Origin of the sequence: uncultured Halopseudomonas sp. (assembly GCF_963977355.1) — a bacterium.
In the GTDB taxonomy this organism is placed as follows: Bacteria; Pseudomonadota; Gammaproteobacteria; order Pseudomonadales; family Pseudomonadaceae; genus Halopseudomonas.
Window position 1 is genome coordinate 1 of the sequence record NZ_CAXBOV010000039.1, and the last position, 22998, is coordinate 22998.

Below are 22998 nucleotides of genomic sequence, written 5' to 3' on the forward strand. Positions count from 1 at the left end.
AACGACCACGGCATCCAATCCGATGCTTTTCGCTTTCAACTCAACAGCGAGTATCCGCAGCGGATCTATTGCACCCAGTACAATGAAACGGATCTGCACTTCATCCAGCGCCTGTGTGAAGAAGAGGGAATTCACTACCACTTCGAACACAGCACCGACAACCATCTACTGGTGTTCGGCGACGACCAGACCGGTTTCCCCAAGCTAGCCAGGCCCACGGCTTACATCCAGGACAGCGGCCTGGTCGCCGACGAGCCAGTGATCAAGCGCTTCGCCATGCGCATCGAAACTCGTCCCAGTCGTGTCACGCGCCGGGACTACGATTTCGAGAAGCCGCATCTGTTGATGGAAGCTGCGCACAAAGCCGAGCAGCCAGCCGAAGGCGAACAGACACCCACTCCGCTGCCCGACCTGGAAGACTACGACTACCCCGGCCGCTTCACCGAGCATGCCCGGGGCAAGCAACTAGCCAGGCGCACCCTGGAACGCCACCGCGCGGACTATCGCCTAGCTGAAGGCAAAAGCGATGTGCCTACGCTGGTGACCGGGCATTTTCTTACGTTATCTGAGCACCCACGTGCCGAATGGAATGACCTGTGGCTGGTAGTCGGCATCCAGCACGAAGGCAAACAGCCCCAAGTGTTAGAAGAGTCCGTCACCAGCGACGTGAAAGACACGGATGGCTTTACCCAGGGTTACCGCAACCAGTTCACCGCCGCGCCATGGGACGTCCATTACCGCCCGCAGTTCGTGCACCCCAAACCCAAGGTGCTCGCCACCCAGACTGCCGTCGTCACTGGTCCAAAGGGAGAGGAAATCCATTGTGACCAATATGGAAGAATCAAGGTGCAATTTCACTGGGACCGCGAAGGCCAAGGCAATGAGCGCACCAGTTGTTGGCTGCGCGTAGCTTCAGGCTGGGCAGGCAATCAGTACGGCGGCATCGCTATTCCCCGGATCGGCATGGAAGTAATCATCACCTTCCTCGAAGGCGATCCCGACCAACCCCTGGTCACCGGTTGCCTGTATCACAAGACCCATCCGGCCCCCTACGAACTGCCCGCCCACAAGACCCGCAGCGTCTTCAAGACCCTCAGTTCACCCGGCGGCGGTGGTTATAACGAGCTGCGCATCGAAGACAAGAAGGATCAGGAACAGATCTACATCCACGCCCAGCGCGACTGGGACGAAAACATCGAGCACGACCAGAAAATCCGCGTCGGCAACGAACGCCATAACCGTGTGGAAGCCAATAGCTACACCGAATTCATGGCCGAGGAGCACCACAGCACCCACAGCGACCGAAAGACCGAAATCAAGGCGAATGACCACCTGACGGTGGGCACCAGTCAGCACGTCAAACTGGGTACCGGACAGTTCATCGAAGCAGGTCAGGAGATCCACCTTTCCAGTTGCATGAAAGTGGTACTGGATGCTGGTAGCGAGATCACCTTCAAGGTCGGCGGCAGCTTCGTCAAACTAGACCCGAGCGGCGTCACGCTTGTTGGTCCTAATGTGAAGATCAGCTCCGGGGGGAGTCCAGGGTCGGGGTCTGGGTCTACCCCATTGTTGCCTGTAGCACCTCAACCCGCTGATACCGCACCCTCTGGTGAAGCAACCGGCAGAGCCAACGTGAACTCATCTGCCTTGCCAGATCAAGGGGAGCCGGGGCCAAAGCAGTTGATCGTCGACGTGTGGGGAGATCCGGGACTGGGCAACCAGATACAGCTACTCGAGCCAGAGGATGACGCATGAGCGGGTTAGTGGATGAACCGATTAAGCAAGGAACTCGCAAGCGCACCGAATACGAAACCAGACAGCGAGCCCGGTTGGCACTGAACATAGATCGCCTGGACGGTGGCACCCTGCAGATTGTTGTAGAAAGCGATATGCGCAGCCACACGGAAGAGGCAGAGATTCAGCAGAATACCTTTCTGGCGGTCATGCCCTTGGCACGCTTGCCAGGACACGAGCGATACGACGAACAACCCAAAGGCGCACTACCCCGCGCCGGACGGATCTACATTTTCCGTCAGGGAACACTGTGGCGAGAGTTGGCCTGCGATGGCAAGGGACACCTCTCCGATGTGGACGTCACGCACTGGCGACGGCAGTCAACTCAGACAAACGCTGCCGATAACCGCCCTGCTGTGGGCAAGCAGCAATCACTTGTTCTTGTACCCATGCTGCTCCAAGGCCGGTTTGTCGGCAATGATTATGAGATGGCCTACAGCGAGCTGCCTTGGACGTGGGAATACATAAGCTGGCTCGAAGAAAACAGAAGTCGGGTAACTGATCGCTGCCAGATGCTAGGTCCAGCGTGGTCCGCTGCGGTGATCGGAGGTGACCAGTGGAGTGCAAGCCAGAGCATGCCGATTACGGTGATCGACAAGGAATCGGAAGGGCTACGTCCACGGGATTTCAGCATCGAGAGCCTGATGGACGATCCCGCTCTCTTCAAGCCCGCGCTGTCAACGATTCCCGCTAGCGCTTGGGCAGTCAAGTTACAGCAGACCCTCGAGCAGCTTGCCATCCACGAAGCTGCGGGTCCTGCTCAACCGCTTACGAGTTTTACTGCGGCTTCCGATGTGCTTGCAGATAAGGCTCTGCGCGGATACCCGCAGTTGGTCGGGCTAATGCTTGACGATCCCCTCTTCACGATGCGTCATGCGATCGCCCAGATCCGGCTCGCAGAACAACACCTGCTGGCCCTCAATGCCCTGATCCCTCATAGCCCGAACGGGCGTTATGCCCAGATACTTCACAGCACAGTTCTGCACGAGCGCAACAGCCCACTGGCGAAATTCAAAAGCTACCTTGATACCGAGCAGATAGAAGATGCTGTATTTGAAAACCAGCGGCTTCTCGCTCGCAATTACATGGAAGCTATGCTCGAAAGGTTGATAGGTCTGTTTGATGGCCCTCTCAACCTGGTGGCAAAGGACTGGCTAATCAGTAACGATGAGCGACTGTTGGAGCCATATGTCTGGCTGGCAGAAGCTTTGGATGCTCTCGGCAAGAACCCGGCTCAGTCCGATGCTTTGTGTCTCGGTACAATGCGTAGCGATCTTCAGAGAAGTCTTGGTCAGATCAGTGAGGCTCTGCTGAGCGGAACGCATGATCTGACTCGGGATATGCTGGCAGGCACAGACGGCGAACTGCCAGATGCAGTCGTCCGCATCCAGGCACTGGCCGAAAATGCCCGCCAGCCTGACCCGAAAAACATGGGCTTGAGCAGCCTGTTGCAGATGGTAGACATCGATCCGGAGGACACTGACCGGGGGCTGGTATTCAAAAGCTTGCACTCCCTGATCGGGGACGTGATGGACTATTTTTCCGTGACCGTCCTGACCCACCTAAACCGCCTGCAGGCTAGTGAGGTTGTTATACAGGTCGACTTCCACCGCTTGTTCGCACCCTCCCTTGGCATCGTCAATCGCCTTTCACCGAAGTGGCACGGACTTCAATTGATGACTGCTGGTGAGGCTCAAACGCAGAACCTGCGAATTCTGGGTGTTAACACAGGTAATCTACGCAATGGCCTGACACCTGCGGAGCGACGTACCTTAACGCGAAAGCATTACCTTTACGGCAACATTCTTGATCACGAAAACCGCATCATAGGGTCTAGCAGTCCTCGTCAGCTTGGGGGCAATATGCTGCCCAACCAGGGCAGCACTACTCTCATTGTTGCTCCAGAAAATCACCCCGAGGTACGGAAGTTTAGCGTCTGGAAAAGCACCATAAGCGATCACGTAGAGACAGTGGTCCGAACACCTGCAATGCCTTTGGTTGCAGTGGCGTGTGCTTTGTATAACTTACGCGCGCAAACTGAAGATATGAGGGAATTATTGAGTGAGGGATTCGAAGGTGAGTTGCGGTACACCTTTGGAAGGCTCTCTGCGGGAGCGGATCTAGCCATTGCGATTGGCAACCTCACCAAATATATCTTTGGGTCGGGACACGGACTCGTACAATTCTTGAACAAACCTCGAGTTGAGGTGCCCGGGTTATTGCCTAAATGGCGGACCAACCTGATCGCACAAACAGGCAGCTCTAAAATCCCCATCCTTCGCATCGCATCTGGCTTAACTATCTTAATTTCGGCCACGCTCTCGACGTGGGACGCCAAACGAGCCTGGCATCAAGGCGACCGGAATGCCGCTGTCGCCTATGGCGTCGCAGCCACCGGTGGCGCTACATGGGGTGCCTATGCGCTTGGCATGTCGATCAACCCAATCGTATTGGCCGCAGGTGCGATACTGTGTATCGGCGGCAGTATAGTTGCCGGATGGTTAGTTGATAGTGATATAGAAGCGCTGCTCAAAAACGGTCCTTTCGGCAAGCAGCACGGCGAAGCTGGAGTAATTGATAGTCTGGTCGGCGACGATCAGCGATTCGCCCACCTCGCCAATCCACAGAATGCTTATACTCAATTGCTCGGCATTCTCGGCAAACCAGTAGTCCGGGTGGAGCGTTTTTCGGACTGGAGTCGCAGTGCCCCAGATCATCAACAGATCCAGGTCAAGCAAATAGGCGACCAGAGATCGATGCTTCCAAATATCTGCCAACCGAGCAATGCCCTGCCATTTGATGAGGACGACTGGGCGGTGACGTTGCACTCACCGCTGCTATCAATGTTTGGCCCCGGTGGAGAGTTTCGCTTGAATGCTGTAGAGCAAATGAGTTCCTTGCCACTTACCGGCGCGTTCAATGTAGCGCGAGTCGAGCAGCGCGTCATTAGTGAGGCCAAGTTGGCAGCGCTGCCGCTGGACGACTCAACGGTGCTGTATGTGTTACCCCGAAAATTTCCTGTAAGAACGCTGACACCGCTGCAACGCCATTACAACAAGGTTACTCAGAGCCTTAAGGTCATGGCGCAGTTCCAGATTAATTACGAAGAGAACACAGGAAAACTACTGGTCCTGCCTCAACCCAGTCCAAAACGCTGGCAGCCTTACACCACTGCTTTTCTCCGCACACCCGCGCAAAATGCGAAGCCCGATGAAGCACCCTACTGGCTGATAGAGACCACGGAATTCAAGGTATGACAAAGCAGGAGGAAATCTCAACTTATGGACCTGGTACTTTTGGTGCAAGCCGCGTCCCCACGTTGGCGCCAGCCAAGGAGGAAGCACATACTGGCTTAATGGATCGTCTTCTGGCTTGGGGACACTATGCCGGCCTCGATTCCGCTGTGGAAATAGATCATCAACTTGAAGCCGAACTGCATATCATTTCGGAGCGGCAGCAACAGGAAAAAGGGAAACAGCAGATTTTTTGCGATGCTCAAAGATGGAACTTCGAGAACGTAAATCGTGCGCCGTATTTCCTGTTTATCTTGAAGGTTTCGTGCTTTTTTCTCCCTTTATTCGTATGGGGTGGACTGGCAGGTGTCATGCTTGGTGATTACTTGTATGTTCCCGTACTCGGACTCTCTCTTGCGTTCATAAACCTATATTTGGCTACTTCGTCAAAAAAGCGGTACGCCTACTTAATCATGATTTTAGGCGCGGTCGTAACCGCCGCCGCCATCGCCTGGAACCAAAACGCCCTCTGGGGCTACTGGGCAGATCAAACAGCCTTCTGGCTCGGCATGATCCTGTTCGGTATCGCGCTATTCGGTGCTGACGCCCTCCTCTGGCTATATGCCCGCTTCTACACCCACGACGGCAGCGGCTTTAACCGCCGGGATGGCACGCTGACGATCGCGCGGCGCTTCCGCAAGCCTTTCGTAGCGCCTTTCTATGAGTTCGATCCTTATATCCAGCTTCAGGTCACCCCGCACGGTGGTCACGATTACGTGCTCTGGTTGCGGCACCGCTATACGGATACATCTGTTTGCCTGGCCACCAAGCTGCATAGCCTGGGACTGGATAAACCGAATGTTCTGGCTTTCTGGGATACTCTGCAGCGCTATATGGATGTAGACGAACCGCTGCCTGACTTACCCATTCTGGAGCAGAGCAGGCATCTGGATCCGGTAACAGCGGCATTCGACCGAGCTCATGACAGGCCACCCCGCCGCTGGCGTGATACGGATGTGAAAACCTGGCGACGCAAGGAAGCGCGAGAGCTCAGAAAGAGGCTGGAAGCCTACCCCTGGCAACAACATCCTTGCATCCTCCGAGCCAGGATCGACCCAAATCTGAGCATTGAGACCTATTACCGTCAGCAGGAAGCAAGGGGCATCCATGCCACCCCCAAGGCCAATGATTTCGATAATGTCCATCGGCCGTGAGCATGACTTGCACGAGACCTGAAACCGCCAATGGATCATCGCCTTCACAAGGATGAGTTTTCGTAGTCACAATGGGGCCGAGTCATTGGTCACACACAGACACCCACGTCTGCCTGGCTATACAGCTCCATGGCATGGGCTTTGATAGAGGGTCTGATGGTTTTCTGGGAGAGGTTGCAGCGCTATATGAACGTGGATCAGCGGCTGCCTGGTTTACCCATTTTCGAACAGAGTCGTCACCTGGATCCGGTGAATGATGTGCATGGCGAAGGTAGTGGTTGTCCGACGCGGCGCTGGCGGGTTGTAGATCTAAAAAATCTGGCGGCCTACAGGGTACAACAGGCGCCATTCATATTACTGGAAAGAATTGAACCCAGTCTCGGCATCAAGGCGTAAAACCGTCAGCAGGAAACCGACGGCATTTACGCAACACCCAAAGGGTATATCTTCGATAACATTCAACCGTCCTGAACATGCTATGGAGTGAAACAAAACCTGCCGGGTAACAGCCGACGTGGCTCAATTAGTCAACAGAAGTCGTGGGACGGTTTTTCGCCTTGTCTGAGGCATCATAGCGTTTGCAGACAGCGCCACGACGCAGCCAGCGGCAACGGATACGCATTTTTGAGGGATGCTCGGCGTTGGTATTCATAGGGCACCCCCGATGCAGCGGATGGACAATGTTGTAAGAGTCTGGATGTGCATGGTCGATCTCCTGATGGTGGGGTTTTACCCCCTTGAGATAGACAATGCCAAAGCGCGCGTTAACGGGGGGTTAACGTATTCAAGACAATTTCAACTTTTCGTCCTGCCGTTCCAGGTTCATTGGCGTAACCCCACCCCAGCTTCTCGGTGAATCGCTCGGTGAGCTTCAGACCCAGCCCGAAACCGGTCTCGCTGGAGGCCTCCTCGCCCTGGCTCAAGCTGTTCACGATCTCGACATGCCCTGCCCGCTGGGTGATGGTCACCGTGCCGCTTCGGGTGTGCTGAAACGCGTTACGAATCAGGTTGCCTAACACGATGCGGGTTGGCGCCTCGGGCAAATAGAGTTCAACTGGCTCCAGATTCAGCTCCAGATCAACAGGGTGGCCTTGTAACAGGTAGCGCAGTCCATCAACTAGCTCTCCGATGATGTCGTCCAGCCGCAGCATCACAGAGGGATGCGTCGAGCTGTCGTCACGGCCCAGCCAGAGCAGGGTTTCGGTTACATCCTTCATGGTCAGGCTGGCGCGATCAATGCGGTTGATAATCTCCGTTTCACGCGGATCAGGATCTGTTTGAGATGAAGTCTGAATCTTGCGCAACAGTTCGAGGTTGGCACGCACTACACTGATTGGCGTGCGCAACTCATGGCTTGTATGGCTCAGAAATAACTGCTCGCGCTCAAGCCCCTGATGGGCCGATGTGAGGCTGGTGCGAACAAGTTCGGCAAAGTGATTAAGCTCGGGATAAACGAAATCCGGTACTGGTTCATTCAGGTTGCTTGTGCTCAAGCCCGCAGCCCAGTTACCCAGGGCGGTAATGGGTTGCGAGACCCGTCGCCACAACAACCCCACAGCCAGACCGATCATCAGCGAGGTACCCAAACCGATCAGTATCAGGTTGATCAACCTATTCTGCGCCGGCGAGATCACCTGCCCTGCCCCATTGGGCAGGGGCGCCAATTGCTGAGTGACAAAGCGGTCACCTGCTGGCGTTTCCTGCCTCACAGCGAAATAGAGTCTGGCCGTTGGTTCACCTTCATTGGCATATACCTTGTAAAGCGCACCGGACTGCTCCGGCGGCCGATCAAAGGCATCGCGAATGAACGCCGGTTGCTGTTCCCAGGTACGGGTAACAATGTATTCCTCACGCGGCGCCGGGATACCCAGCTCGAATGCCACGGTTTGCATGCCAGCACGACCCAGTTGGCCCGCCACAATATTATCCATACCACTCATATAGGAATGGGCAGAAAGAAGCGTGTAGCCAGTTACCAGACCAATACCAAGAGTAAGAATGGTCAGCAGCGCTATCCATTTCAAACCTAGTAGCCGCATCATGGAGAGGACTCCCGTATGGCAAATCCAAAGCCGGCTACGGTGTGCAGCAGATGCTGTTCAAAATCACCATCAATGGAACGCCTGAGGTGATGCATGTGCACCTTGAGAGAATTGCTGTCGGGCACATCTTCGCCCCATATGGCTTGCTCAAGCTTTTGCCGCGGCACGGCTGCTGGCGAGGCGCGGAGCAAATGCTCCAGCAACTTCCAACCCGTCGGCGATATTTTCAGGGCTGTGCCGCCCCGGGTCGCTTCGTGGGCTGTCAGGTCAATACGCAAATCAGCACATTGCAGAATCTTTGCCTGACCGCTTCGCCGACGTGTCAAAGCCACGACGCGCACTACGAGCTCCTGGAGCTCAAAAGGTTTGACCAGAAAATCGTCTGTGCCCGCCTGAAAGCCAGCCAGTTTGTCATTTAACTGGTCACGGGCCGTCAGCATCAGGATCGGGACATCATTGCCATCGGCGCGCAGCCGCTCGCAGACGCTGATCCCATCCAATCGCGGCAGGTTAAGATCCAATAGCATCGCGTCGTATGCATGATCCTGACTTAGCTGCAAAGCCATGACGCCATTATCGGCATGGTCACAGCGGATACCCTCGAGTTCCAGATATTGGATCACGGTCGCAGCCAGATCCCGATCGTCTTCCACCAGCAGAATGTCCAGCATGTTATTACGGTCTCGTCAGGGTGCATCGGCGGTGCCAGCGTACTAGCGGGCCAGCATCGCGTCAGTAAGGGTGAAGATCAAGCCCGGGAGTGTCGATACCGGCGGGTTAACGCTTGGTTAAATCCTGGCATCCCATCCTGGACCTGCGACTTTCATGCATATGGTGCAGCCTCTGACAGGCTGCTAATATCCGCCTATGAAAATCGCCCGCCATCAACGTTTCTCGGTCGCCATGGTGCTCTATGTCTGCACGCTTTTCAGCGTGCTCACATACGGCTTCCATCTGGGGCAGATGGGCGGGCAAGCACCGCACGGCCCCGACCTGGTGTTTTGCGGCTCAGGTGACCAGATACCCGGCTTCATGCTGGGCGAGGAGCTGACGCAGCACTCATCCAGCGATATGCAGCTAACCTGCCCGCTATGCACCCTGGGACATGGCAGCGCCCTGACCTCCATCGAGTGGTCAGTGGATTTGCCGCCGGCTTATCGCAACCTCTTAGGCCCGCTCCCAAACAATGACAGGCCAGCGCCACGATTTACCTGGCCCGCGCTCAATCCCCGTGCACCACCCGTCGCCGCTCGCGCGACGGCCATGTTCAGCTAGTCTCAAGCCCTTTTTCCTGCAGCCAGAACTGGCTGGGCTGACCCGTTGCGTCCACACAGCAAACGACTCTTTCTGTCTCTCGCCCGCCCACGTGTGTGCGGGTAATAATTGTGGATTACAACAATGCCAAAGCCATTTGCTCTTTCTGAAAAAAACAGTCTTCGCCGTCAGATTGCCTTCGCCATCGTGTTTAGCGGCGCAACCGCCGCTCATGCCGCACCAATCGAAGAAACGGAAGAACCACTTCTACTGCCGCCTCTAGTAGTCACCGCAGTACAACAAAGCTCGCCCCTGATTATCATCGCTGACCCAAAGGATGCCAGACAGCCGGTGCCTGCCAGCGACGCCTCTGACTATCTGAAAACCATTCCCGGGTTCTCCGCGATTCGCAGCGGGGGCACCAATGGGGATCCGGTTTTACGGGGCATGTTCGGTTCGCGGCTGAACCTGTTGGTTAACGATGGTCAGATGCTGGGCGCATGCCCTAATCGCATGGATGCACCAAGTTCGTATATATCGCCAGAAACCTATGATCTGCTGACGGTAATCAAAGGTCCGCAAACGGTCCTCTGGGGGCCGGGCGCGTCAGCGGGTACAGTGCGTTTCGAACGGCAACCCGAACAATTCGACGCACCTGATAGCCGATTGCACGCGAGTATTCTGGGCGGTTCCCATGGACGTTTCGATACATTGGTAGACGGGGCCGCTGGTAACGGGGACGGCTATATCCGATTCGCTGGGAACGAGGCGCGCTCCGACGATTACAGTGATGGCAACGGCGACACAGTCCCGTCACGGTATAGCAAGTGGAATACCGATCTTGCGATTGGCTGGACGCCTGACACAGGCACCCTGCTGGAGCTCACCGCGGGCCGGGGCGACGGCAAAGCGCGCTACGCAGGCAGAGGCATGGACGGCACGCAGTTCGCACGGGAAAGTCTCGGCCTGCGTTTCGAGAAAACCGGGCTTGGTGCCATCGACAAAATCGAGGCTCGGATCTATTACAACTACGCCGATCACATCATGGACAACTTCTGCCTACGCCAGCCGGACCCCACCAGCATGATGCCCGTGCCGATGGCCTCCCAGGTCGACCGCCGCACTGTGGGCGCGCGCATGGCAGCCACTCTGAACTGGACTGACCTGGAATTGGTTTCAGGCGTCGACATTCTGCGTAGTGAACACCGCAAGCGAGCCTCAAGCTACAACATGATGAGTGGTACCTTTACCGACGCCGACCAGTTCGCCTGGGACAAGGATGCGGTCATGCGCAACTACGGGTTGTTTGGTGAGTTGACCTGGCATCAGAGCGACCTGACTCGCGTGGTCTCTGGAGTGCGTCTGGACCGCGCCTCCACCCAGGACTACCGCGACCGGATCAAGGGAATGGGCATGAACATGGGCACGCCCAACCCCACCGCCGGTCAGACTCGCAGCGACACCCTGCCCAGCGGATTCGCGCGTTACGAGCAGGACATGGCTGACACACCCACCACCTTCTATGCGGGCATCGGGCATGTACAACGCTTCCCCGATTACTGGGAACTCTTCTCCGCAGGCAGCGGACCTGCTGGAGCAGCCAACGCCTTCGACGGTATCCGACCGGAAAAAACCACACAACTCGATATTGGCGCCCAATACAACGGTGACAGACTGCAAACCTGGGTATCGGCGTACGCAGGCCAGGTACGCGATTACATTCTGTTCAGCTACGGCACCAATATGATGGGTATGCGTACCAGCCAGGCAGATAACGTGGATGCGCGAATCATGGGTGGCGAAGTCGGGCTGGCCTACGAGCTCAATGCCAACTGGACTGGCGACGCGACACTCGCCTACGCCTGGGGAAAGAACAGCAGCTCCGGCCAGCCTCTGCCGCAGATGCCACCATTGGAAACCCGCCTGGGCCTGAACTACCAACAGGCCAACTGGAGCGCTGGAGCCCTGTGGCGAGTGGTAGCCCAGCAGAACCGAATCGACGAAGGAAAGGGAAACGTGGTCGGACAGGATGTATCGCGTAGCAGCGGTTTCGGCATCTTCTCGATCAACGGAGCCTACCGATTGAACGAAACGGCCAAACTGAGCGTCGGGGTCGATAATATGTTCGACAAAGCTTACGCAGAGCACCTCAACCTGGCCGGTAATTCAGCATTCGGCTTCCCCGCAGATCCAGTCGCAATCAACGAGCCCGGGCGAACCTTATGGGCCAAGGTAGAATTGGATTTCTGATGAAATATGTGAACGCCGTCTCCGGTCGTTACGATTTCAAGTTGACCGCGGCGGCGTTTCACTGAACTCTAGTCACGCTAAAAAGCACAACAATATCTGTAACTCAAAGGAAATATCATGTTCAGTCACGTCATGCTCGGCGCCAACGACATTCAGGAATCCAAGGCTTTCTACGACGCCATCCTCGGTGTTGTGGGCTGCAAACCCGGCGTAATCGACGAAAAAGGTCGCTGCTTTTATTTCACCAAGACCGGCACTTTCGCACTCTCCCCCCCGATTAACGGCGAACCTGCCTCCCATGGCAACGGCAGCACCATTGGCTTCGCGATGGAAAGTGCCGAACAGGCTGATGCCTGGCACGCCGCGGGCGTTGCCAACGGCGGCACCACCTGTGAGGATCCGCCTGGTGTACGTGAAGGCGGCGGCATGAAGATGTATCTCGCTTACCTGCGCGATCCATCAGGCAACAAACTCTGCGCGTTGCAGCGCATGGTTTAAAGCCGGACCAGCAAGCAAAAAAAAAGGACCCCAAGGGGTCCTTTTCATTACCGCGACCCGTTTCAGGGCTGGCTAGCGGTTACCGCATCGAGTGTGACCAGGGTCTGGGCAAGTACGCGACCGTTGAAGATGCACCTGTTTCCATAACGATCTGAGCCTTGTTAAGCACAATACCTTTCAGCGTGGAATGGGTGAGTAGAGTCGTCTGACCGGACACCTGCCGGAAGATATTCTCCGTCTTGGCGCCGCCAGTCAATTGCACCTCCCCACCCGTTTCCAGCAACAAATCCTGTGATATCTGCATAACCCAGACATCGTTGGCTGCGCCATCGAAGGTAAGGTCGGCTGACGCTGTTACCCCACTTGTACAAACCAGGAGTAAAGCTCTCACCTAAGATATCGTCCTGGGTTCTGCACGGCGCCCCGAACCAACACTTGGCAACAATCGACAACTCCGGCACTATCAAATCAGAGCAAGGATGACAGTCAGCCCCCTCCCCTCCAGGCATGGACGCCAGGCATCTCCTCTGCACTCAACTCATAAAACGGCTACACCCTGCGCAAAGATTAAGCGCACAGGTGGGGCGGTAGCGTGCCTGCCTTTAACAGCGTGTTTTTGGTAAAGATGTCATCAGGCGGGCAAAAAAGCAGTGGTCGCATGTAAGATCGGAGATAATCAGGTAACGCAAAATTCTCTGTGCTCAGCATGAACCTGAAAACCTCCACAGATTCGCGCAAACCCTTGCATGTGCAACGAGCTTTGGGCCGGGTTTCATGCATGGCGTGCAGTAACTGGCTATTTATACAGTAGTAATGAATTCACAAAATACCGAGTTCAAGCGAATACTCAGATTCTAACCGCACGCCCCGCAAGAACATGATTTTTATACAAAAGTTGCCCAAACCCCGTCGCAGGTTCACGGCGTTATACAGAAGCATTCATTAACCATTACCGCAGAATGCGGTCTAATCACTGTTAGGCGTTATATGAATCTGACAGAGCAAGAACAGCGCCACCTTGAGAACCTTAAGAAAACCGAGGAGTCATTCTATCGATGGCGTTATCTGAACCTCGGGATGGGCGTTATTTCGCTGTTACTGGCCTTTGGTGGGCTTCTGTTCTTGTCCTCTCTTTCGAGTGAGCTCGGGGCTCGGTTCGGAAACCACCCTATGTTTTATTTACTGGCCATTTTGGGCGGTGTTGGTATTGGGTTGGCGGTGCGCGGCTGGAGAGGAAACTCCGCTAACCGCCTTTTAATTGCGGTCCTTGAGGAGCTCACCCGCCATGAGCGCAATAAAGCCTAACCAGTCGCTGTTGCCGGACAATTTCTCCACCGCTTCGCGGCTACAAAATTGCCGCAAAGCTCTACGTTATACGAAGAAAATATGAGTAAAAGCCTAATTATTATTTTGTTAATTTTCTTATGTGGCTGTAGCAAGCACCATGAGATAGACGATTTTTTAAGCCAAAGCCTAGGGTATTCCATTAACGAGAGTTACAAGGTTTTATCAGAATCACATACTAGCTTTCCGTTAGACCGATTTGGTTTATATAATGCCAACTACAAGTTACAAATATCAGATAAAGATCACCAACGTTTGTTGTTGGTAGCAAAGGACGCGTGGAAGCCTCAACCGGAAAGCACGGATTCAGTTGGAGTATGGGAATCTATTGTTATGCACGATAAATATGGCCTAATAAGCATTGCTAGATTCAGTTCAAATTCTAGGATTATCCGTGTCCATGTTTCTGAATATTAGCATTAACATAAATTCTAAACTGTCGTATAACCAGTGCAGGCACGGCGACGCCCACTACATTGCGCCTTCGGCTCCATTCCGTGGGCGCGCATGCTGCAAGCGTTATGAATCAGCACGGAGAGCGCGATGCTTGAGCTGAGACCCAATTGCGAGTGCTGCGATAAGGACTTGCCGCCGGAATCGACCGAGGCAGTAATCTGTACCTTCGAATGCACCTTTTGCATTTCTTGCGCAGCCCAGGTTTTGAACCACCAGTGCCCAAACTGTGGAGGAAACTTTGTGTCTCGGCCCATCCGTCCCGCGCAGCTCTTGGCCAGATACCCGGCTTCAACGTCACGGATCCTCAAGCCTGGTGGCTGTGTTGCCAATTCATAACCAATCACTGCATGGGACCGGCTCTCCGCCGCTTCGCGGCTACAAACCGGCCCATGAGTTCACACGTTAGGCACAGCAATTGATCATGCGAAATCTCCTGCTTTACACGACCTTGGTATTTGCCTTCGTAAGTGTCCTATCTGGTATCTTTATTAGTCAGTCCACTTTTACCCAGGACATCAGCACCGCTAGCTTATCTGAAGCTCGCTGGGCGCTAATCACCATAATGCCTGTAGTTTTCATGGTGAATTTTGTTTGGCTACGCAGCACTCCAACAAAAGGAAAGATTGATACATCCTTGCAAATGTTTGGGCAAACAGCTTTATTTATTGCCCCTTTTTACTGGCTTTTCAATCATGCGTAAGCAGCGCCTAACCAGCGGCAGCACGGTGACCGCTTCTCCGCCGCTTCGCGGCTACAAACCGGCACGTGTGCCGGACGTTAGGCAATAAAAAACATGATGCCGTGCAAGTACCAAACTATTTTAGGCGGAAGCGCGACGATAGATCTCGATTCAGTCTTTGACATCGTTTCCGGGTATAGCCAACGGCGGCTAGGCTGGTCTGCTCTCATAGTCTATGAGCCGCTTTCTAACGTCTTCGTGGAGCTGTGTTCAGAGCCGCAAGATTATCGCGGGAACTCTGCTACCGAAGAGCAAGAAGTGGATGAAGCACACATTCAGACCGTATATGGGCTGACTGCCACACAGTTATCAAACATCAAAAAGAGACCGAATGAGTGGAAGCTTATTCAAAGGTAGGGGGGCGTTTAACTACGCCTAACAATCGCAGGCACTGGGACAAATTTTCCGCTGCGCTCCAATTTTGCCCGTGCTGCGGGCGTTAGCAGTTCAGCTAGCCCCCCCTGCCTCTTGCAGAACGATCAATAAAGGTATAATTTCTACTCATGGATGAGTTTGAATTCGACGAAGCCAAAAGCCAAGCCAATCTGGATAAGCACGGTATTGATTTCGTTGCGGCTCAAGGGCTGTGGAAAGATCCTTACCTGCTGGAGATTCGCGCAAAATCAGAGGGTGAGCCAAGGTTTTTGCTGATCGGCAAGATTGGTGAAAAGCACTGGTCGGCTGTCGTCACCTACAGGGAAGGTCGTTCTCGCCTAATTTCAGTCAGGCGTTCCCGCAAGAAGGAGGTTGAGCTCTATGAAAGCTAAAGACTTCGATAAAAAATTTGAAGCAGATCAGGAAGACATTGTTGATGACCTGGACCTGTCCTCTGCTCGCCGCGTTAATCAGGTACAAAAGCGAATCAACGTCGATTTTCCGGCTTGGGTTGTCGAGTCGTTGGATCGCGAGGCTGCGCGTATTGGCGTTACCCGCCAATCGATCATCAAGGTGTGGCTGGTAGAGCGTCTTCAAGTAGAATCTGCTAACAAGCTGCTCAATGGTGACGCCGCAGGCGGCGCACATTAGCGGAGCGTTATGAATCAGCACGGAGAGCGCGATGCTTGAGCTAAGGCCGAACTGTGAGTGCTGTGATAGAGATCTACCGCCGGAATCGACCGAGGCAGTAATCTGTACCTTCGAATGCACCTTTTGCGTTTCTTGCGCAGCCCAGGTCCTGAACCACCAGTACCCAAACTGTGGAGGGAATTTTGTGCCTCGGCCCATCCGCCCTGCGCAGCTCCTGGCCAAATATCCGGCTTCAATAAAGCGTGTCCATAAGATTGGAGGCTGTGTTGCCAATTCATAACCAATCACTGCATGGGACCGGCTCTCCGCCGCTTCGCGGCTACAAGCCGGCCCATGAGTTCACACGTTATGTTTCTGCTTGAAAGGTCAACAAATGAAAGAGAAGTTCAAGAAAATCATCCACGATGGGCTAAGTAAAGCTAAAGCCAAGAGTGTTGATATCTATACTTTTGCGCTATACCACGATCACGAATCTCACTTCGCTACTGTATGCATCGATACCATTGAATCTTCTAAACGATCCGTCATTTCAAGCAACGAGTTTTCAAAAAAATACTTCATGCGCTCAATTATGAGTGGCGAGTTACCATCTCCAGGCGCATGGAATGCAAATGGCGGGCGTAGTTTTTCACTTGGAGACTTCGCTCTGGTCAATGTCTCGGAAGTAAAAGTTGCCCGACTGCCCAAGTTGCCAGATTTTTACATTGATATGGTGCTTGCGATTGAGGAGACGAGGGCCTTGATCGAAAAACAGAGTACCCATGGTCCTCAACTCTTGTATTGTTGCTCGACAGAAAACAATGAAGTTGGCTTAGTTTGGTCGTAAAACATAACCAGTGCAGGCACGGCGACGCCCACTACATTGCGCCTTTGGCTACATTCCATGGGCGCGCATGCTGCAAGCGTTAGGTTTCACAATGTCTGATAGAGGTCCGGAGAAAGGCTGTGGAATGCAAGATATATTTGAATATGCGGCGGCTGACCTGGGGTTATCGAGAATGGATTTTGCCGAGCTTAAAGCTGGCCTCGCGGGCTTGGGCTTCCCCGGGGGTGAGCGGCACTATCAGGCTTTACCTGAACATTTGAAAGAGCATGAAATTGGCCATCTAATGCGCCAATACATCGAGACCGGCAATACTGATCTCATCGAACAGGCCGCGAAAAAGCTCTTTAATGATCACCCAAAATGGTCGCTATGGCTAATGCATTAGAACCTAACAAATCACTGCATGGGACCGTGGACTTCCCCCACTTCAGTGGACACGCATCGATAACGCCCACTGAGGGTAGAGACGATGCCGGAAATGATTACAGGAAAGAAAACGCAGCAGTACAGCGTTGAGTTCAAGGTCAAAGCTGTCGAATGGAGCCATCAGGCTCATCGCAGCGTGAAAGGCGTCGCAGAAGCACTGGATATTCATCCCTTCATGCTGGCGAAAAGAGCACCGCGAGGGCAAATTCGCCATGAAAAGGGTCAAGAAGGCACCGGCTGAAGCCAAGCAGAAGATTCAGGAACAGGATGAAATCAAGCGCTTGAAGCGCCAGATATCAGAGCTCCAGGAGGAGAATGACATCCTAAAAAAGTTTCAACGTTTTCAGGCCGAGGAACGACGGAAGCGTTCCGGTTCGTCTGGAAGCACCGGCAAGAACACGGAGTAAAAGCACTGTGCCAACACCTGAATATCTCAAGGTCTGGGTATTACGCTTGGGCGAGCCGAGAGCCAAGTGAGAGGCGGGCTGAGAATGCGGCGTTGCTACTGAAAATACGCCGCGTGTTCAACGACAGTAATGGTCGATATGGCAGTCCCAGGGTCTACCAGATGCTACGTCGCGAGGGCTTAAGGGTCGGTGAGAACAGGGTTGCCCGAATCATGCGTGACTGGAGCATGAGAGCTCGAGTGGTGCGCGTTTATCTCCGCATGGCCAAGCGCCGGGATTACCTTAAAGCCTTGCCAAACTACCGGCTCAGTGCAGGCAAACCTGCTGCCAAGAACCAGCAATGGAGCAGCGACGTCACCTATATAAAGCTCGGGCATAAATACGTGTATCTGGCCGTAGTCCTCGATCTGTATTCGCGCAAAGTCATCAGTTGGAGGCTGGAGGAGAACCTGAACGCAAACCTGGCGAGAGCCACCCTGAGGCATGCCTTCATTACGCGGCAGCCCACAGAAGACCTCTTGTTCCATACCGATCGAGGGATCGAGTACCGCGCAGGGAAAACGCAGACGCTTCTGAGCCAATATCGTGTAAGGCATAGCATGAATCGACCAGGATGCTGCACCGACAATGCAGAGGTGGAGTCCTTCTTCAAGACATTGAAAGGCGAACCGCTCCACGCCACCAGCTTTGTGACGTTGCGACAGTTACGCAGCCATATAAGGGACTATATTGAAGGCTTCTATAATACCGAACGGCTGCACAGCGGCCTTGGCTACAGGTCTCCGTTGGAATTTGAAGCGATTAAGTAATGGGGCGTGTCCATTTTATTGGGGGAAGTCCACCCGCTTCTCCGCCGCTCCGCGGCTACAAATCGGCACGTGTGCCGAGCGTTATGCGGTTTTCCGAATGAATGAAAATGGCCTCCTGATTTCTTTTCTCTTCAGCTTGTCTGTCTGGTCCAGTAGTTGCCTGGCACAAAATACATATCAGATTAATTTGATTGCAGAAGATACAAATAACGAGTTGCGCATCGGTGTTGATGGGGCGTACCAGAAAGCTCTTAGCGAAAATTATGTCAGCGGTAGTTATTTATACGATTTTGGCGTTTTCGTTATCCCTAATTCGGAGAATATTGACATTAAGTTGTTTTCATATAATCGAGAGCAGCGCAGAGTGAGACTGGTACCACAGCATTCATCGATAATCCCTTGTAAAGTTTCTGCTTGCGGGAGTTTTAAGTTTATAAAAACTCAGTCGCCAGTTACATCCTTTAGTGATCAGCGCGATATTTGCAATAACTTGGGTATGCGCTGTCCTCGAGGTGGTTATATACGATGAACCGCATAACAATACACTTAACGATCACTCGCTATGCTCGCTGGACGTCCAAAAGCTGCGCTTTTGTCCGCCCGTTAGCTTCGCGTTATAGCTAATAGGAGAATCAATGCACTGTCCAAAATGCACAATTGAATATCTAAAGCCAACCAAACTTGAAGACGGTCTACCTGTAATGGGTTGTCAAAAATGCGAAGGGGCATTGTTGCCACTGCTCTACTATCGAGATTGGGCAGAACGCATAGATCTTGCTTTTGATGCTCAAACGGAGCCCGACAAGGTACTTACTGACTCTGATACCAAAACAGCTATTAGCTGCCCTAAATGCAGTAGATTGATGACTAAGTACTTGGTGTCATGCTCGTTGAGTACAAGGCTGGATTTGTGTGGCAACTGCGACGAAGCATGGCTTGATGGTGGTGAGTGGCAACTACTTAAATCATTAGAGCTGGGAAGTAATCTCCCGCGAGTTTTCACAGAGCAATGGCAAAGAAAAGCTCGATCTGAGAAAACAGAGATAGATAGAGTTAATCGGCTAAAAAAAATTGTAGGTGAACAAGACTCAGAAAGAGCGATTGAAGTAAAAAAATGGCTCAGTGGGAACAAGAATAAAGCGATAATACTGCACTTCCTGGGGTTGAGTGATTAGCTATAACAAAAGCAATCAACTCAGTCGCTGCGCTCTTTGGACGGTCTAGTCGCCCCTCAGTTTGTACATGGCTTCGCCATTATCGCACAAACCAAGTGCCAACCAGCCCGCCGTTGTTGCTGGCGTTAAGCACTACAAGGAAATCAATGATAGAGGATGTCTTTGAGGGTATATTTAAGCTTCTGGGTCGCTTCGTCAGTCAGATATTCATTGAAGTTATATTTGATATTTTAATTAAAGGCTCTGGCTATTTAATTGTAAAATCATTCTCCAAAGCGGATCCGAATCCCGATGGTATCGCTGTGGTTTTAACAGGTACTTTATTTTGGATTGCTCTAGCCTTTGGCGCTTATGGATTGTATGTTAACATCGCCACGAGTAACGCTTAACGAATTTCTCACTGTTCGACTGCAGCTGAACTCGCAAAATACTGCGTACCAATTAACTTGGCGTCACGTCCAGGAGCTCACTTGAAAAAGTCACTTTATTTATTTAGCTGTTTTTTCCTGGGTGGTGGCTGTGCTACGTCGCAAGAACCCAATTATATTTACTATAAAGGTTCAGCACCTACATCTTGCAACCTAATTATTGGCTTGTCGCAAGACGACAGTCAATCCGTGTACAAAGTTACAACCGACGCTCGTTCTGCCACGGGTATCTTTTTCAAAAGTGGTCAACAAATTATATTTTCAGGCCTATATGCCGCAGACTCGTTCGGAGATTCAAAGATAGAAGTGAGCGCTTTAATGGAAGGGGACACTTTACTTATTCAAAACTATGGTAATAGCATGAATCCATTTACACTTTTTTCAGAATGCGATGAGAAATATCTATCACTTGATAGAGCACGCACACAACAAGGCATTAATACAGACTATTAATATGGGGTTAGGTCACTACATGAAGAAGCTGTTTTTCTGGTTTTTCATTTTGCTCTTCGTTTTTGCGCAGTCCTTCTTCATCTATGCGTTTCTCGAAGCAGAGACTGCGAAGTCATTTACGCAACTTTGGTATAGCTTTGGTGTGGAGCAAACGGCCTACTCGGAGTTCGTCTTCCGAACGATTCATTGGTGGGTAGTGATGCCTATTTTGTGTCTAGGTTTAGCCTTTGCAGCGCAGTTCCGGGCATCCAAGTGGTTGCCATTGGCTGCACTGTCCGTGAGCTTTGCGGGCACGGTTGCACTTTATTGGTCTGCTTACGCCCCAGCGTTGCTCGTGCATATTTGAGACCTAACCAATGCATTAAGTCTGTTCCAGTCCGATGGGCCTCCTCCGGACGGCCCATTGGGCCAGCGCTCACGCAGTTGTTTTGTTTTTTAGGGGAATATGGATAACCGGTATATCGTGGTTTTCGATGGTGTTTGCAACTTCTGCAATGGAGCGGTGAATTTCATCATCAAGAGAGATCCAGAGGGAGTTTTTGCATTCACACCGATGCAAAGCGAGCTCGCGCATGAGCTAATGGTGAGGTTTAACGTTCCAAACGTTGGGGTCGACACCTTTTTGCTCATAAAAAATGATCGGTGTTACGTGTTTTCCGATGCGGCCCTGGAGATAGCAAAGAACCTGACGGGGCTATGGTTCCTGTTTAACGTATTCAAGATTATGCCGAGGCCGATCAGAGACGCCGCTTATAAGTTATTTGCTCGCAATCGCTATAAGCTGTTTGGCAGGACGGATGCCTGTATGGTGCCATCCGATGAGGTGAGGTCAAGGTTTGTTGGTACCAAAACATATTCACTGTAGTTGCGCCTCCACTACAAGGCTGCACGTGTTGGCGGCGTCGTGCAGTATCCCTATCTGATGGAGCTCCAAATGAAATTCTTGGTTTTCTTGGGCACGGTGCGAGACAGTACTCCTCCGAAGCCGGCACGGCTCGGTGTTCGCGTCGCGGAAGCGACTCTCGAATGCCTGAAAAGTCGATATGCCGATCATGAAATTGAGTTGGTTGATGTTCTTGATTATCCTCCAGAATCTGTTTTCAAACCGCACTTCTCCTACCCGCGGGGCAAGGCCCCTTCGAATCTGAACCAATTGGCCGAAAAAATAGAAAGTGCGGATGGATTTGTTATGGTTAGTCCAGAATATAACCATTCGATGAGTCCAGCGCTTGCTAACCTGTTGAACCACTTTGGCAGCTCTTTATTTTCCTATAAGCCGAGCGCGATCATTACTTATTCAGCAGGCCAATGGGGCGGGATGCGTGCAGCGGTTGGCATGCGTACGTTTCTTTCAGAGCTGGGTTGCCTGCCAGTTTCTGCAATGATTCACGTGCCCAAGGCGCAAGAAATATTTGCGGCAGATGGCTCGGTGCAGACCCCGGAGAGTCAAGACACTTGGTTCGATTATTTTGGCCGAACATTCAACCAATTGATTTGGTGGGCTCAAGCGGCGAAGGAATATCGAACGCAGGTTGACCCACACAAGCTGATAAAGGATTTCAAGACAGATCCATCCGAGCGCAACGCCCCTTCGTGTGACTAGCATTTCTTTGAGCATGAATGTTCGTCTTACGCCAATTACGTAGCATCACTTTGTCACGATAAACAGCCAGGGCGAGCGGCATTTTACATGTGACGCAGTGCTTCCCTACAAGCTGGACCTGTCAAACCCATTTAGCTACCCGCTCCTGTCATCTTGAGCGCGCCTTGAATATTGGCGTCCGTGGCCGTCAGCCATTCGAACGTTTCCCGCCAAAGAGACTCCTCGAAACGAGGCTTGAAGAACCCTGCGTGTCCAACGGCACGAGGTTGAAGAGTTGAAACATCCACATGGCGGCGGGTAACTCGCGCATTAGGAAATTTAGTCAATATATGTTCGATGTTGGTAAATGGGGCCATGACATCGTCGCTGAAACCTATTGAAAGCAGCGGCTGCTCAAGTGCTTTGTAACCACTCAGGTCGAGGCCAAAGCGAGGGTCAAACAGGTAGTCGCGACACCGCATCCATCTTGCCCATTGTCTGACAGCAGATGCTGGAATATCCATGCCACCCAATCCAAGTCGGCGAGAAGGAAACCGATCTCTGAATGCAGAAAACACAGGCAGCACGATTCTAGAAACCGCTAGCATCCTAGCGTTAAGCGGATAAGGCCAACGTCGCCAATATGGCGCGGATACGGCTACATGAACGATCCCGCTTAGGGTCCGTGAAGATCGGGCCAGGCCTAGCAGTTGCCCGCCTATGCTGTGCCCTATCAAGTAAACAGGATGGTTCTCTGAGACGTTTCGAGAGCGCCCTGCTGCGAACCGAATGACGGCCTCGATATCCTGTTTACCCCAATCTTCAAGGCGAATGTCGTACGCCTCTGATTCTGAGAGGGAGCAGCCCGACCCTCGATAGTCAAATGTGAGACAGTCGAAACCCTGCGAAGACAAAAAAACCGCGAAGCCCGCATAGAAAGATTGGGTAGCTGCCACGGCTGGGGCGATAATAATCGTTCCACGAGGCACTGTTAATGGCCAATTAATCTGACCCACCTCTGGCCAACAATTTTGACCCACCC

General features: G+C 52.8%; 25 protein-coding genes and 1 pseudogene. 22 read left to right on the top strand and 4 right to left on the bottom strand.

Annotated features, from left to right (window positions below; genetic code table 11):
* The 4 genes from tssI to AAC076_RS16315 form a co-directional block, all read left to right on the top strand.
* Positions 1-1755: type VI secretion system tip protein TssI/VgrG (gene tssI / locus AAC076_RS16300; RefSeq protein ID WP_339847754.1), on the top strand; the 1755-nt coding region annotated here is incomplete at its 5' end.
* A 203-nt stretch (positions 1756-1958) separates the two neighbouring features.
* Positions 1959-5051 carry a hypothetical protein gene (locus AAC076_RS16305; RefSeq protein ID WP_339847757.1) on the top strand — a complete coding sequence of 1031 codons (3093 nt, stop codon included), beginning with the start codon at positions 1959-1961 and terminating at the stop codon, positions 5049-5051.
* A 545-nt stretch (positions 5052-5596) separates the two neighbouring features.
* Positions 5597-6241 carry a hypothetical protein gene (locus tag AAC076_RS16310; protein WP_339847799.1) on the top strand — a complete coding sequence of 215 codons (645 nt, stop codon included), beginning with the start codon at positions 5597-5599 and terminating at the stop codon, positions 6239-6241.
* 129 nt (positions 6242-6370) lie between these two features.
* Positions 6371-6637 carry a hypothetical protein gene (locus tag AAC076_RS16315; RefSeq protein WP_339847759.1) on the top strand — a complete coding sequence of 89 codons (267 nt, stop codon included), beginning with the start codon at positions 6371-6373 and terminating at the stop codon, positions 6635-6637.
* Between the two features lie 368 nt (positions 6638-7005).
* On the opposite strand, the gene AAC076_RS16320 is transcribed toward AAC076_RS16315, so the two are convergent.
* Positions 7006-8283: a HAMP domain-containing sensor histidine kinase gene (locus AAC076_RS16320; RefSeq protein WP_339847761.1), complete on the bottom strand. Its 1278-nt coding sequence runs from the start codon at positions 8281-8283 to the stop codon at positions 7006-7008.
* The gene (locus AAC076_RS16325) at positions 8280-8954 is read right to left on the bottom strand and encodes a response regulator transcription factor (RefSeq protein WP_339847764.1); all 675 of its coding nucleotides are present in this window, start codon (positions 8952-8954) and stop codon (positions 8280-8282) included. Before AAC076_RS16325 ends, AAC076_RS16320 begins: the two co-directional genes overlap by 4 nt.
* Positions 8955-9150: 196 nt before the next feature.
* Between AAC076_RS16325 and AAC076_RS16330 the strand changes: the two genes are divergently transcribed.
* The 3 genes from AAC076_RS16330 to AAC076_RS16340 all read left to right on the top strand — a co-directional run bounded on the left by AAC076_RS16330 (position 9151) and on the right by AAC076_RS16340 (position 12285).
* Positions 9151-9558 carry a DUF2946 family protein gene (locus AAC076_RS16330; protein WP_339847766.1) on the top strand — a complete coding sequence of 136 codons (408 nt, stop codon included), beginning with the start codon at positions 9151-9153 and terminating at the stop codon, positions 9556-9558.
* Positions 9559-9681: 123 nt separating this feature from the next.
* Positions 9682-11787, top strand: coding sequence for a TonB-dependent copper receptor (locus AAC076_RS16335; protein ID WP_339847767.1), 2106 nt, complete (start codon positions 9682-9684; stop codon positions 11785-11787).
* A gap of 117 nt (positions 11788-11904) precedes the next feature.
* On the top strand, positions 11905-12285 hold the full coding sequence (locus AAC076_RS16340; RefSeq protein ID WP_339847769.1) for a VOC family protein: 381 nt from the start codon (positions 11905-11907) through the stop codon (positions 12283-12285).
* Positions 12286-12364: 79 nt separating this feature from the next.
* On the opposite strand, the gene AAC076_RS16345 is transcribed toward AAC076_RS16340, so the two are convergent.
* Complete coding sequence (locus tag AAC076_RS16345; RefSeq protein WP_339847772.1) at positions 12365-12676, bottom strand: ice-binding family protein; 312 nt, start codon at positions 12674-12676, stop codon at positions 12365-12367.
* Positions 12677-13272: 596 nt separating this feature from the next.
* Here AAC076_RS16345 and AAC076_RS16350 point away from each other — a divergent pair.
* The 15 genes and pseudogenes from AAC076_RS16350 to AAC076_RS16420 all read left to right on the top strand — a co-directional run bounded on the left by AAC076_RS16350 (position 13273) and on the right by AAC076_RS16420 (position 21977).
* Positions 13273-13590, top strand: a complete 318-nt coding sequence (locus AAC076_RS16350; protein ID WP_339847775.1) for a hypothetical protein — start codon at positions 13273-13275, stop codon at positions 13588-13590.
* A gap of 582 nt (positions 13591-14172) precedes the next feature.
* Positions 14173-14421: a DUF1272 domain-containing protein gene (locus AAC076_RS16355; RefSeq protein WP_339847776.1), complete on the top strand. Its 249-nt coding sequence runs from the start codon at positions 14173-14175 to the stop codon at positions 14419-14421.
* 85 nt (positions 14422-14506) lie between these two features.
* Entirely contained in the window at positions 14507-14785 is a 279-nt protein-coding gene (locus AAC076_RS16360; protein ID WP_339847777.1) for a hypothetical protein, read from the top strand.
* A 542-nt stretch (positions 14786-15327) separates the two neighbouring features.
* On the top strand, positions 15328-15591 hold the full coding sequence (locus tag AAC076_RS16365; RefSeq protein ID WP_339847779.1) for a BrnT family toxin: 264 nt from the start codon (positions 15328-15330) through the stop codon (positions 15589-15591).
* A complete protein-coding gene (locus AAC076_RS16370; protein WP_339847782.1) occupies positions 15581-15850 on the top strand; it encodes a CopG family transcriptional regulator in 270 nt (89 codons plus the stop codon). The genes AAC076_RS16365 and AAC076_RS16370 overlap by 11 nt, the downstream gene beginning before the upstream one ends.
* Before the next feature lie 31 nt (positions 15851-15881).
* Positions 15882-16130, top strand: a complete 249-nt coding sequence (locus AAC076_RS16375) for a DUF1272 domain-containing protein (protein WP_339847785.1) — start codon at positions 15882-15884, stop codon at positions 16128-16130.
* Between the two features lie 93 nt (positions 16131-16223).
* Positions 16224-16676 carry a hypothetical protein gene (locus tag AAC076_RS16380; protein WP_339847788.1) on the top strand — a complete coding sequence of 151 codons (453 nt, stop codon included), beginning with the start codon at positions 16224-16226 and terminating at the stop codon, positions 16674-16676.
* A 124-nt stretch (positions 16677-16800) separates the two neighbouring features.
* Positions 16801-17061 (top strand): hypothetical protein, encoded by a 261-nt coding sequence (locus AAC076_RS16385; RefSeq protein ID WP_339847789.1) that lies wholly within the window; start codon positions 16801-16803, stop codon positions 17059-17061.
* 84 nt (positions 17062-17145) lie between these two features.
* Positions 17146-17343 (top strand): transposase, encoded by a 198-nt coding sequence (locus tag AAC076_RS16390; RefSeq protein ID WP_339847791.1) that lies wholly within the window; start codon positions 17146-17148, stop codon positions 17341-17343.
* A gap of 102 nt (positions 17344-17445) precedes the next feature.
* Positions 17446-18318, top strand: a pseudogene (locus tag AAC076_RS16395) (IS3 family transposase); the annotation flags it as partial.
* Positions 18319-18953: 635 nt separating this feature from the next.
* Positions 18954-19493, top strand: coding sequence for a hypothetical protein (locus AAC076_RS16400; protein ID WP_339847792.1), 540 nt, complete (start codon positions 18954-18956; stop codon positions 19491-19493).
* 146 nt (positions 19494-19639) lie between these two features.
* Positions 19640-19882, top strand: a complete 243-nt coding sequence (locus AAC076_RS16405; RefSeq protein ID WP_339847793.1) for a hypothetical protein — start codon at positions 19640-19642, stop codon at positions 19880-19882.
* An 81-nt stretch (positions 19883-19963) separates the two neighbouring features.
* Entirely contained in the window at positions 19964-20374 is a 411-nt protein-coding gene (locus AAC076_RS16410; protein ID WP_339847794.1) for a hypothetical protein, read from the top strand.
* Positions 20375-20393: 19 nt separating this feature from the next.
* Entirely contained in the window at positions 20394-20720 is a 327-nt protein-coding gene (locus tag AAC076_RS16415; RefSeq protein WP_339847796.1) for a hypothetical protein, read from the top strand.
* A 588-nt stretch (positions 20721-21308) separates the two neighbouring features.
* Positions 21309-21977 (top strand): NAD(P)H-dependent oxidoreductase, encoded by a 669-nt coding sequence (locus AAC076_RS16420; protein ID WP_339847797.1) that lies wholly within the window; start codon positions 21309-21311, stop codon positions 21975-21977.
* Positions 21978-22108: 131 nt separating this feature from the next.
* On the opposite strand, the gene AAC076_RS16425 is transcribed toward AAC076_RS16420, so the two are convergent.
* Positions 22109-22996 (bottom strand): alpha/beta fold hydrolase, encoded by an 888-nt coding sequence (locus AAC076_RS16425; RefSeq protein ID WP_339847798.1) that lies wholly within the window; start codon positions 22994-22996, stop codon positions 22109-22111.
* Positions 22997-22998 lie beyond the last annotated feature (2 nt).